This window comes from Lamprobacter sp. (assembly GCF_034860625.1).
Taxonomy (GTDB): Bacteria; Pseudomonadota; Gammaproteobacteria; order Chromatiales; family Chromatiaceae; genus Lamprobacter.
This window is the reverse complement of record NZ_JAYESN010000013.1, coordinates 55,832-66,933: the sequence shown is the minus strand read 5'-3', so window position 1 is coordinate 66,933 and position 11,102 is coordinate 55,832. Positions and strand designations below refer to the sequence as shown.

Sequence of the window (11,102 nt, the reverse complement as noted above, 5' to 3'; positions counted from 1 at the left end):
AGCCCTGCTGGCGAATGCCGATCTGGTGAAGCATAAGGGGCTGCGCGTGATCGGTATCGATATCGATGCCGACTACGTCAAGCGCGCCCAGCGAAGGCTGCAGGATTCTCCGCTGGCGAAGAGCGCCGAGGTCGGCCTCGAATGCGTCTACGATCACCAAGGCGGACCCTACGATGCCGTCTATTTCTCCGGGAGCTTCATGTTGCTTCCTGAGCCGGAGCAGGCGCTGCGACATTGCTCGGCGCTGTTGAGCGAGGACGGACGTCTCTACTTTACCCAGACCATTCAGATGCGACCCGACCGCTGGATGGAGATCCTCAAGCCGATGCTAAAGCGGGTGACGAGCATCGAGTTTGGTCGCGTCACCTACGAGCATGAACTCAGGGCGCAGATCGATGCCGCTGGCCTGGAGTTGGAGGAATTCACGACCTTGGCGCGTCACGGCAGTCGGGCGTTCTGCATTGCCGTGGCCAGGCCTGTCAGCAGGTTCCAAGCGTAAGCAGACTGCGAGCGCAGGAGTCGTCGCATTGCGCCGATCAGTGCTTGCTGGACTGCTGAATGCTAAGCCGAGCTTTCAGCGGGCGTCGGCGCCGCTGCGGCGTAGATGGTCAAGCATAGCTCAAGGTCATCGATCTGCTCGTAGAGTGGTCGTACGCCGGATAGCCGCGTGCTCTCGCGCAGGATGGTCTCGACGCCAAAGCCGCGGCGGTCCATCAGGAAGCTCTTGCCGAGGTGGGGGTCCTCGACCGGATAGTAGCGACCAAAGAGGCTGGCGAGCACCTCGTTGCGGGGCACCGAGAGCCGGGTCATGGACTCCAAGGAGAGCGTATTCGGGAGCGCCCCTGGCGAGTGGATTTCGAGGCGGTCGCTGAACATGAACAGCCGGATGCGTTGGCTGTGCAGGGAATAGTCGCGATGGGCGACGGCGTTGACGATGGCCTCGAACAGGGCAGCCACCGCGTATTGGGGATAATCGACGCGGCCGAGCGGCTTGCGTGCTGCCGTGCTCGTGTTGCGTTGGACGAAATGGAACGCATCCAGGATCTGCCGGTCCAGCGGTCCGCCGATGTCGCGCGCATCGATCTGCGCGTTCGGGTCGTTCTCGGTCCCGGTATGGGCGACGGCGATGATCTCGGCATTGCGCAGCCAACGCGACGGCTCGGTGGTGCACAGCAGCACGCCAGCCACGGTCGGGCGTGGCTCGCCGGCGACCTCCCGCAACAGGTGCAGTCGGTTCAGCTGGGCGATGCTGTCGCCTTGCTCGGCCTTCAGGAAGCGCCGCAGCAGCAGGGCGTCGAAGTCATCGAAACCACAGCCAGGCACCTCCTGCTCCTCGAAGCGGATCAGACGTGCCTGACTGCGTTGTTGGAACAGTCGTGCAAGCGCGTCTGGCGTGAGTTCCCGTTTGGCATGACCAAGCCGACGAAAATAGCCGTTCGCGCTCTGATGCACCCACAGGCTGCGGGGCACCTCGACGAGGATTACCGGGCGCGCCGCGCCGGTCGCATCAGGCAGCTCCAGATGCCGGGTCAGCACGTCCAGCGGTGGCTTGATGCGATCGATGCAGATCGCCGTGAGCCAGTCTTCGACGCGGTCGAGTTGCTCCAGCGGGATGCCGGTCACGGCCCGCGTCTTATCATCCACGCCGAGGACCAGCATCCCGCCACCGGCATTGCCGAGCGCTGCCAGTTCGTCCGAGAGGCTGTCCGCGTGCGGCGCCTTGAGCTTGCCGGCGTCGGTGAGCCGAACCTGTTTCAGCTCCAGTGCGGAGTCTTCGCCGAGGCGGATGCGTCGCAGCAGCTCTTCGGGGGTCATGTCGATCAGCCTTGCAGTAAGGTCAGCGTCGAGGTGATATGGAGCAAGCGGCAGTGTAACCGAGCGGCCAGACCTGGACTGTCAGATGAATGCATCGAAATGCGCGTAAGCAAGTCGGCTAAACTGACATCTAGGTTCTGGGATCGCTAGCGTTGAAGAACCGCACCTGAACATCGCGCGGCGGCGCCAGGTGCGGTGCCGTGGTCACCAGCAGCCGCGCACCGGCGCGGGCATAGTCTTCGGCGTTCTTGGCGTTGATGCCACCGGCGGCGCCAACCACCGCCTGCGAGCCGCGTGCGGTGAGCGCAGCGACGGTCTCGGCCACCTGCTCGGTGGTGAATTTCTCCAGCTGCAGCACGTCGGCCTCGGCCCAAGTCAGCGCCTCCTCAGGCGTCGCTACCTCGACCACGACCCGCTTCTCTGGGCACTGTCGACGGAGCCGGGCCAGCGTCTCCTTCGACGGCTCTTCGCCGAGGAACAGCCGATGCTCGGCGAAGATCAAGAGCGTCTCCGAGAGGCCATTGCGGTGCATTACGGCACCACCAGCCTTGAACGCCTTGACCGCGAGCCGGCGGTTGCCGGGCACATTCTTGCGTGTACCGGCAACCATCGCGTTCGGATCACCACGCCGCGCGGCGGCGACGATGGCGGCGGCGCTGCTGGCGATGCCACCACACCATTCCATCAGCGTCTGTGCCGTCTTCCAGCCTTGATGCAGCGCGCCGGCGCTGCCCTGCGCCTCGAGCAGCAGGGTTTCTGGCACGGCCTCGGTGCCGGAGGCCACGCGCGCCTCGGCCTCGGCGCCGCAGAGCTGGAACAGTCGCACCGCTTCCTCGACACCGCAGACGGTCATCGGATCGCGGGCGAAGAAACGGATGCTGCCGGGCTTGCCGCTGATGGCAAGGGATTCGGTGGTCAGATCGCCGAAGGGGACATCTTCGGTCAAGAGCTGATGCAGAGCCTGGTCATTCAGGACAGGTGGGTTGAGGTTAGGCATGGTCTGAGTCGATCGATTGAGGGTTGAGAACAGGACAAGATCGCTGTCCCCGTTTGGGATTGTCGTTAAGACGACAGGGAAGGCTGGCGAAGCGAGGCGCACCGTCGTTGTGCGACGGACGCCCCTGCATCGAGGATAGCGTTATATCCTAGTGCATACTGCGTATTCGATGGGCGCGCTCAGTCAGGCACGCCGAGGATCACCGACGGCGCCTTGATCACGGCGGTTGCATCGATGCCTTCGGCGAGTCCGAGCGCGTCGCAGGCAGCCTGCGTGATGGTGGCATGGAGGCTGTCACCGGATGCGAGGCCGATGCTGACCTCGGCATGGATCGGTCCTTTTTCCAGCGCCGTTACCTTGCCGCTCAGACTGTTGCGAGCCGATAGGCGGATGCCCGTGTCGTCGGTCATCACGAGCACGGATGAGGCCTTGACCAAGGCGATGACGTCGGCGCTCGCCCTGAGATCGAGCGACTTGACGCTCTCATTGGTGACGATGGCAACGATCTGCTCACCACCGGCGAGTGTCACCAGGACCTGCGCGTTGACGGCCCCCATGGTGACCTGGGCCACCTTGCCGTGGAACTGATTTCGAGCACTGATCTTCATAGCATTGTTCTCACTGAGCTTAAGGAATCGGAGTGTGTTGCGCCGCGGATGCGGATGGCTGGAGCAGCGAGCATCCGCATCCGATGGATCGCGCGACGAAAAGCCGGCATGCATTCTGCATACCATCCGCACGATCGCTCATCGTTATGTCGTTTGGTATATTGCGATATCGCATGCTCAGCGGTCTGGCCCAACGCTGACCCGGCAGCCCATCCGGTTCTTCAATCGTCTCAGGAGTGAACTCAATGCAACCTGTCCGCCTAGTCCTCGTCGCCTTCGGTTTCATGGTCGCCAGCAGCGTCTCCGCCGAGGAGGCTCAGATCGCCGTGGCCGGTAACTTTACGTCGCCGATGAAGGTGATCATCGAGCGCTTCGAGGAAGACACCGATCACCGCATCAATGCCTCCTACGGCTCTACGGGCAAACTCTATGCCCAGATCAAGAACGGAGCTCCGTTCGATGCCTTACTCGCCGCCGATCAGACGCGCCCAGCGCGGTTAGAGGAGGAGGGCTTAGGTGTCCCTGGATCGCGCTTCACCTATTCGATCGGCGCACTGGTGCTATGGTCCGCTGACGCCAACAAGGTCGAGGATGGTGTGGCGCTGCTGGAGTCCGGCGACTTCAACAAACTCTCGATCGCCAATCCGAAGCTGGCGCCCTATGGCGAGGCCGCCATCGAGACCCTGGAAGCGCTCGGCCTGCGGGCCGACGTCGAGCCCAAGCTGGTGATGGGCGAGAACATCGCCCAGACCTATCAGTTCGTTGACACGGGCAACGCCGATATTGGCTTCGTCGCGCTTTCCCAAGCCATGCGGGACGGGGAGATCATCAAGGGCTCGGGTTGGATCGTGCCGGGCGAGATGCATGCGCCGATCAATCAGGATGCACTGATTCTGAACCGCGGCAAGGACAACCCGGCGGTGACGGAGCTGTTTGCCTACCTCAAGGGCGAGAAGGCCGAGGCGATCATCCACGACTTTGGCTACGAGACCGAGTGACATGCAGCGTCGTGGTGCCAGCTCTGCTTCGGCATCCTGTTGCTGATCCTCGCGATCAAGGTCTTTCAACACGCCATCAAGGACACCGCCCATGGGACTCACTGACACCGATCTCGAGGCCATCTGGCTGACGCTGCGCCTGGCTGGCGTCACCACCTTGATCCTGTTCGTCGTCGCTACGCCGGTCGCCTGGTGGCTGGCGCGCACCCGCTCGCGCTTGAAAGGACCCATCGGCGCCGTGGTCGCGCTGCCGCTGGTGCTGCCGCCCTCGGTGCTGGGCTTTTACCTGCTGGTGGCCATGGGGCCGAACGGGCCGGTCGGGCAGTTCACCGAGCGCCTGGGCATCGGTCTTCTGCCCTTCACCTTTTGGGGGCTGGTGGTGGCTTCGGTGTTCTATTCCTTCCCGTTCATGGTGCAGCCGGTGCAAAACGCCTTCGAGGGGATTGGTGATCGCCCGCTGGAAGCGGCCGCGACGCTGCGTGCCTCGCCATTGGATCGTTTCTTCAGCGTCGCGCTGCCGCTGGCGCTGCCCGGCTTTGTCACCGCCGGCATCCTGACCTTCGCGCACACCGTCGGCGAGTTCGGCGTGGTGCTGATGATCGGCGGCAACATCCCGGGCGTGACGCGCGTCGCCTCGGTGCAGATCTACGATTATGTCGAGGCCCTGGAATACGGCAACGCGCACCGACTCGCTGCGGTGATGCTGGTGTTCTCGTTTCTGGTGTTGCTGGTGCTGTATGTCTGGAATCCGGGCGCGAAGAAGCGATGAACGATCGGCAAGCGACGATGACAGGAGCAGGTCAGCCGGGTGGCCGGCCGGTTGCGCGGCAGACTCAGGACCCGCAAGCCGAGCCGCCGCCGCCATCACTGATCGAAGCCCGTTTTCAGGTTGCCTGGCCTGGCTTCACGCTGGATGTGGATGAACGGCTGCCAGCGCGCGGCGTCACGGCGTTGTTTGGCCATTCCGGCTCCGGCAAGACGACGTTGCTGCGCTGCATCGCCGGTCTGGAGCAGGCGGCGGTTGGCAGGCTCAGCTTCAAGGGTGAGAGGTGGCAGAATGCCAAGACCTGGGTGCCAACGCATCGCCGACCGATCGGCTATGTGTTCCAAGAAGCGAGCCTGTTCGAGCATCTCAGCGTGCTTGGCAATCTGCGCTATGGGCAGCGACGCATTCAAGCGCAGCAGCAGCCATCTGGGCGCTGGCGTCGCTTTCTCGCCAACGCGGATGCAAGCACCGGCATCAGCGATAACTCGCCGGGACAGGGAGACACTGACCGCTTCAGCCTTGAGCAGGCGATCGAGTTGCTCGGCATTGGTCATCTGCTGCAACGCAAGCCGGCGGCGCTCTCCGGCGGCGAGCGCCAGCGGGTCGGCATCGCGCGGGCGCTGGCGGTGAACCCGCGCCTGTTGTTGATGGACGAGCCGCTGGCGGCGCTGGATCTCAAGCGCAAGCAGGAGATCCTGCCGTATCTGGAGCGGCTGCACGATGAGCTTGAGATCCCGGTGCTCTATGTCAGTCACTCCCCGGACGAGGTCGCGCGGCTGGCCGATCACATCCTGGTGATGGATGAGGGTCGCGTGCTGGCCAGCGGTCCACTCAACGAGACCCTCTCCCGCCTCGATCTGCCGATCCGCCTCGGCGAGGATGCCGGTGTGGTGCTCGATGGCCAGGTCGCCGAGCGCGATGCGCACTGGCATCTGCTGCGCGTCGCCTGCTGCGGCGCCAGCCTTTGGACCCGCGATACCGGTGCCGAGATCGGCGCCCATGTGCGGCTGCGCATCCTCGCCCGGGATGTCAGCATCACCCGTGAACCGGGCCATGTGAGCAGTATTCAAAACACGCTGCCAGCGACGATTCTGTCATTGGGTGACGACAGTCATCCGGCGCTGCGGCTGGTCAAGCTCGAGGTCAGTGGCTCGCCGGTGCTCGCGCGTGTCACCCGGCGCGCAGCCGAGCAGTTGGCGCTGGCGCCCGCGCAATCGGTCTATGCGCAAATCAAGGCGGTGGCGCTGCTTTGAACGCCCACCTGGTTTAAGTCGCCAGCCGCCCCGGATCGCGGCGGCATTCACCGTACTCTGCGGGTCATCCGGCGAGCACGAACTGCGCATAGATGAAGCCGCCAGTCATCCCGAAGAAGAACAGGATGCCAAGCCAACTCAGCAGCTTGAGGATCGGCCCCGGCCGATGCTCCGGCGGCACATTGTCACCGCTCATGACCAGGAAATTGATCACCGCCAGGATCGGCGAGGTGACGAAGGAGACAATGGCGGCGAAGCCGAGCAGTTGCAGCAGGTTCTGCACATAGCCGAGCACGATCACCGAGGCGCTGATCACGGCAATCAAAATCCAGGCCTGATGCACGCGGGTGAAGGCAGGTAACAGCTTGGGTGCGAGCAGGGTGGTGCAGGCCGCCAGCGCGCGCGGATAGCCATCGACACAGGTTAGCGAGGTGCTGAGCATGGTGACGAAGGCGGCGAACAGGATCAGCCCATGGGACCAGGCGCCGATGTTGTTCGAGTAGAGCTCGATCAACTGCTTGGAGAAGGCGATGCCGCTCGCGGAGAAGCGCTCGCCGCTGCCGTACATGACCAGGGCGCCGAGCGCGAGGAAGACGACCGCCAAGGCCACCGCCATGAAATAGCCGAGGTGGAAGTCGATCAGCGTCTCGCCGACCGTGGCGCGGTGCCCGGTCTGGCGCTCGCGCGAGAACATCCACAGCGACGACCAGGCCGACAGGTCCAAGGGCGCCGGCATCCAGCCCATCAGCATAATCAGGAAGCCAAACGAGGCCCAGGTCCAGGGCGAGGGCGCCTCGAAACCAGGCTGCATCACCGGCCCCTTGCCGATCGCCAGCAACAGCGCGGCCAGGGTCGAGAGGGTCAGCACCACCACCACCAGCTTGGCCATGCCATCGAGCAGCCGATAATGGCCCAGGAAGATAAACACCGCACAGCCGACCATGATCAGCACCGTCAACTGCGGCAGCGCTAAGGCATCGAGCCCGAAGCCGGCGAGCAAGGCCGCGCTCAGCATCGAAACACCCGCGATATTGATGATGCCAGTAAGGATATTGATCGCCAAAAAGATATAAACGAACAGGTTACCTTTGCGCTGATAGCCGGCCAGCAGTGACTCGCCGGTGGCCGCTGTGTACTTTTGCCCATAAAGAAAGAATGGGTATTTGAACAGATTGGCGAGCAGTACCAGCCCGACCAACTGCCAGCCGAACTCGGCGCCGGCGCGGGTTGACCAGACCAGGTGTGAGCCGCCGATGGCTGCACAGGCCACCAAGAGCCCAGGTCCGAGCGCCTTCAACAAGGATGCGCGAGAGGTTTGATTCATCAGCGTTAGCGAAGCGTAAAGGCGACGGGTAGGGTGATGGTCAGGCTGGAGCGGTCGAGGCTGGAAGGGATGCGCGGCAGCGGCGAGGCGCGCTCGAGCATGGCCTGAACCTCCTTGTCGAGCAGTTCGTAGCCTGAACTCTGAACAATCCGTTGCGAGACCACGCGCCCGCTGCGCGTGATGGTGAAGGTCACCTTCACGGTCCCTTCTTGGCGCAGCCGGCGCGCCTGCGTTGGGTAGCGTTTGTGGCGAGCGAGCCAGGTTGCGAGGCGTCCGTAATAGTTGTTGATGCTGGTTTGCCCACCGTTTCCATCCGAGCCGTTTCCGATCGAATCGCTGCCGACCGAACCGCGACCGCTCGAACCGCTGCTGCGGTTAACGCTGTTGCCATTTTCGGCTGCGCCAGCATACGACAGACCCTCTTCGCCTTCATCCATCCCAGAGTACTTGCGAATGACGCTTTTTGTCGGACGTTCCGGATTGGTCTTGCTGTTAGGGACCATGGGCTGGGACTGAGTGGTCCTTGGCTTCGGCGGCTCTGGCTCTGGCTTAAAGCGGCTTGGTTTTGATGCTGGCGCCGGTTCAGACATCGGCTGCAGCTCTAGTTTTGGCTCTTGCTCTGGCAGAGGCTTGGCGGCGAGGGTCTCGACCGCTGCCACGGGCATCAGGGTGGCGTTTTGCTCGCGCCGAACCTCGGCATCAATGGTTGGCTGCCTCTCATCTTCTGACGCCGTGGCTGCCCTGACGCCAGGTGTGGCGCTGGCAACCGGCTGCAGGACGCCGGAGCCAGTTGAGCGACTCCCATCCGGACCTGCTGAGCTTGATGCGCTGCTGACACCAAGCTCGATGGTGATGCCCGCTGGCACAATCGCGGGCGACGCTGTCATCTGCACCAGCGCGAGCGCTAAGGCGGCATGCGTCAGGCCGGCGACGAGCAGGGCGATAAGCCAATGGCGCGGGGTGATCTCCACGGGTCTTGCGTCTCAGTTGGACGCTGGTTGCGAAAGGAGTTGGAGCCGCTCAACGCCGAGTGCGCGCAGTTGTTCAAGCAGCTGGCGCAACTGGCCATGGGTGATTGCGGCGTCTGCCTTCAGGGTGATGCCAAGGCTGTTGCCAAGGCCGCTCGCGTCGGCATCCTCCTGAGCTGCGCGCAGGGATGCCAGTCGGGCCGCAAGTCGCCCATTGAGTTGCGCTGGTACGATCAACTCGCCGTCGAGTGCAATGTGCCCTTGAGCATCCGCCAGCAGCAGGATGGGTTCGGACTCCGTCCGTTGTCCCTGTCGCGAACGTGGCGGGTCGACGAGCAGCGCCTCCGGTGGACTGATCTGACCGGCAATCATGAAAAAGATCAGCATGAGAAAAACGACGTTGATCAAGGGGATCAGTGCATCGTCGTTGCTGTTCCGCGCTTTGGGTTTGGTGAATCTCATGGTTCCTGTTGGGGCTTCAGCCTGGTCGCCATCAGATCGATCTTAGACCGATGAGCCGATGGGTTGCTCAGCGTAATTGCAGCACGGGTACCCCGGCAGCGGCCAGCTGGTCGAAGACTTGCAGAGTCCTCTGCAAGGGTACGGCATCCGCCGGTTCCACCCAGACCCGTAGATCTGGCGCTCGTTCCAGTTGCCTGCGCAGCCGATCGGTCAATGCCTCGGTCTCCACCGGCTCGCCATTGAGATCGAGACGGCCGTCAGCCTGAATGCGCAGCAGCAGCGCTGGCTGGCTGTCGGCACCAGCGACTTCGATGCTGGGCGCATCGAGCGCGACGGCATGTAGCCGCGTCAGACTCGAGGCGAGCATGAAGAACAGCAGCAGGATAAAGACCACATCGATCAACGGCGTCAAGCCGATGAGGCGTCGTCGCGGTCGGGCTGGAAGCTCAAAGTGCATTGTTCGCCGGTATTGCGCGGCCGTCATCGCCGCCGGTGGCTAAGGCCTGAGCGCCGCCGGCCATGGGTACGTCTTTGGTGGAGGCAGCCTGCGCATCAGGGCTCAGATCGCGGGTGAGCACTCGTGTGACCGCGTCTTCCATCTGATGACCACAGCGCTCGACTCGACGTTCCAGCCAACTGTGTACCAAAACGACCGGAATCGCGACGCCGAGACCAGCGGCGGTGGTGAGCAGGGCCTGCCAGATGCCGCCCGAGAGGATCGCGGGGTCGACCTGACTGCCCGCCAGCTCCAGCTGCCGGAAGGCCTCGATCATGCCAAGCACGGTGCCGAGCAGCCCCAGCAGCGGACTCAGCGCGGCGATCACCTCGAGCGCGCGCAGCCAGGCGCGAAGCTGCTCCAACTGGGCGCTGGCGAACCGGGTTAACTCCTCGCGCAAGAGTCCGAGATCAACCTGAGGTATCGCGAGCCCCTGCAAGGTCCGCGTGAGCAGCTGAGCGGTCGGCTGGCGACTACCCTGGAGCACCGCGAGGGCCTGTATGGGATCATGCTGGTACCAACTGCGCAGCGCCTGCTTCGTCGGTTCGCTTGCGTTGAGCTTGAGGCGGGAGAACTGCCAGAGTTTTACCAGGATGATGGCCAGCGCCGCCACGGAGAGCAATATCAGCAACCAGAGTACCGGTCCACCTTGGCTAAAGGTCTTCATTTGAACAGATCGGCGTCGAGCTTGGATGACAGGTCGAGCTGTGAGACAGCATTGGGCAAGGCCCCATCAGGACCGGTGATCTCGACCAGATCGTTGATGAGGATGCGTCCGACATTGGTGCACTGGGTCTCAGGAAGATCGAACAACTTGACGCTGGTCTTGTGCTGATCGATAGGTGCTGCATCGAGCGTCAGGCGACGCTTGATGAACCCCTCGGTGTCGAACAGCACGAGTTCTAGCTGCAGCGTCTCGAGCTTATGATCGAGCGCGTTCTCAAACACAAAATAGACCCGGCAGATCTCCTCGACCTGCTCTAGCTTGTTCAGTTCGATGCCGAGTCGGCCTAACTCCCCTGGTCTAGCATTGTTGTCCGCATCCGCATCCGCATCCGCATCCGCATCCGCATCCGCATCCGCATCCGCATCCGCATCCGCATCCGCATCCGCTCTGGGTTCGGCATCTGGATCGCTGTCGGCATCTGTGTTCGGCATGCCGTTTGATGTGGCCTCTTGGCTTTCCTTCGCCGCTGCGTCCTCTTCGCTCTCGCTTGCTGCCGATGAGGCCTCCTCGCCTTCGCTCACCTTGGCGGGTGGGTCATCGTCAGCAGAGGCCGCCAGTGGTGACACCAACAGACCGACGGCGATGAGCGCCGGTAGGATCAGTGCCGGCAGAAAACGTCCAAGGCGCGGACTGCTCAGCTCGAGGTGTGGATGGCGCCAAGACCAGGGCCGTAGTCGGTTCAACATGG

The 11,102-nt window shown here is 63.2% G+C and carries 13 protein-coding genes; 4 read left to right on the top strand and 9 right to left on the bottom strand.

Going from position 1 to position 11,102, the window contains the following annotated elements:
* Positions 1 to 499 (top strand): class I SAM-dependent methyltransferase (locus VBE63_RS05585; protein ID WP_323682016.1); only part of this gene is annotated, 499 nt, incomplete at its 5' end.
* A 62-nt stretch (positions 500 to 561) separates the two neighbouring features.
* On the opposite strand, the gene VBE63_RS05580 is transcribed toward VBE63_RS05585, so the two are convergent.
* The 3 genes from VBE63_RS05580 to VBE63_RS05570 form a co-directional block, all read right to left on the bottom strand.
* The gene (locus VBE63_RS05580) at positions 562 to 1,815 is read right to left on the bottom strand and encodes an ATP-binding protein (RefSeq protein WP_323682015.1); all 1,254 of its coding nucleotides are present in this window, start codon (positions 1,813 to 1,815) and stop codon (positions 562 to 564) included.
* 130 nt (positions 1,816 to 1,945) lie between these two features.
* Entirely contained in the window at positions 1,946 to 2,812 is an 867-nt protein-coding gene (gene modD, locus VBE63_RS05575; RefSeq protein ID WP_323682014.1) for a ModD protein, read from the bottom strand.
* Between the two features lie 179 nt (positions 2,813 to 2,991).
* Positions 2,992 to 3,420, bottom strand: coding sequence for a TOBE domain-containing protein (locus VBE63_RS05570; protein ID WP_323682013.1), 429 nt, complete (start codon positions 3,418 to 3,420; stop codon positions 2,992 to 2,994).
* A gap of 245 nt (positions 3,421 to 3,665) precedes the next feature.
* Between VBE63_RS05570 and modA the strand changes: the two genes are divergently transcribed.
* The 3 genes from modA (at position 3,666) to modC (ending at position 6,437) form a co-directional block, all read left to right on the top strand.
* The gene (gene modA, locus VBE63_RS05565; protein WP_323682012.1) at positions 3,666 to 4,418 is read left to right on the top strand and encodes a molybdate ABC transporter substrate-binding protein; all 753 of its coding nucleotides are present in this window, start codon (positions 3,666 to 3,668) and stop codon (positions 4,416 to 4,418) included.
* A 91-nt stretch (positions 4,419 to 4,509) separates the two neighbouring features.
* Positions 4,510 to 5,187 (top strand): molybdate ABC transporter permease subunit, encoded by a 678-nt coding sequence (gene modB / locus VBE63_RS05560; protein ID WP_323682011.1) that lies wholly within the window; start codon positions 4,510 to 4,512, stop codon positions 5,185 to 5,187.
* Positions 5,184 to 6,437, top strand: coding sequence for a molybdenum ABC transporter ATP-binding protein (gene modC / locus VBE63_RS05555; RefSeq protein WP_323682010.1), 1,254 nt, complete (start codon positions 5,184 to 5,186; stop codon positions 6,435 to 6,437). Before modB ends, modC begins: the two co-directional genes overlap by 4 nt.
* Before the next feature lie 64 nt (positions 6,438 to 6,501).
* Here the strand turns inward: modC and VBE63_RS05550 are convergent, their stop codons facing one another.
* The 6 genes from VBE63_RS05550 to VBE63_RS05525 form a co-directional block, all read right to left on the bottom strand.
* Positions 6,502 to 7,761 (bottom strand): divalent metal cation transporter, encoded by a 1,260-nt coding sequence (locus VBE63_RS05550; RefSeq protein WP_323682009.1) that lies wholly within the window; start codon positions 7,759 to 7,761, stop codon positions 6,502 to 6,504.
* A 5-nt stretch (positions 7,762 to 7,766) separates the two neighbouring features.
* A complete protein-coding gene (locus VBE63_RS05545) occupies positions 7,767 to 8,732 on the bottom strand; it encodes a TonB family protein (RefSeq protein ID WP_323682008.1) in 966 nt (321 codons plus the stop codon).
* A 12-nt stretch (positions 8,733 to 8,744) separates the two neighbouring features.
* Positions 8,745 to 9,191 carry a biopolymer transporter ExbD gene (locus VBE63_RS05540; protein WP_323682007.1) on the bottom strand — a complete coding sequence of 149 codons (447 nt, stop codon included), beginning with the start codon at positions 9,189 to 9,191 and terminating at the stop codon, positions 8,745 to 8,747.
* Positions 9,192 to 9,258: 67 nt separating this feature from the next.
* A complete protein-coding gene (locus VBE63_RS05535) occupies positions 9,259 to 9,648 on the bottom strand; it encodes a biopolymer transporter ExbD (protein WP_323682006.1) in 390 nt (129 codons plus the stop codon).
* Positions 9,638 to 10,354 (bottom strand): MotA/TolQ/ExbB proton channel family protein, encoded by a 717-nt coding sequence (locus VBE63_RS05530; protein ID WP_323682005.1) that lies wholly within the window; start codon positions 10,352 to 10,354, stop codon positions 9,638 to 9,640. The genes VBE63_RS05535 and VBE63_RS05530 overlap by 11 nt, the downstream gene beginning before the upstream one ends.
* Entirely contained in the window at positions 10,351 to 11,100 is a 750-nt protein-coding gene (locus tag VBE63_RS05525) for a hypothetical protein (RefSeq protein ID WP_323682004.1), read from the bottom strand. The genes VBE63_RS05530 and VBE63_RS05525 overlap by 4 nt, the downstream gene beginning before the upstream one ends.
* Positions 11,101 to 11,102: the final 2 nt, after the last annotated feature.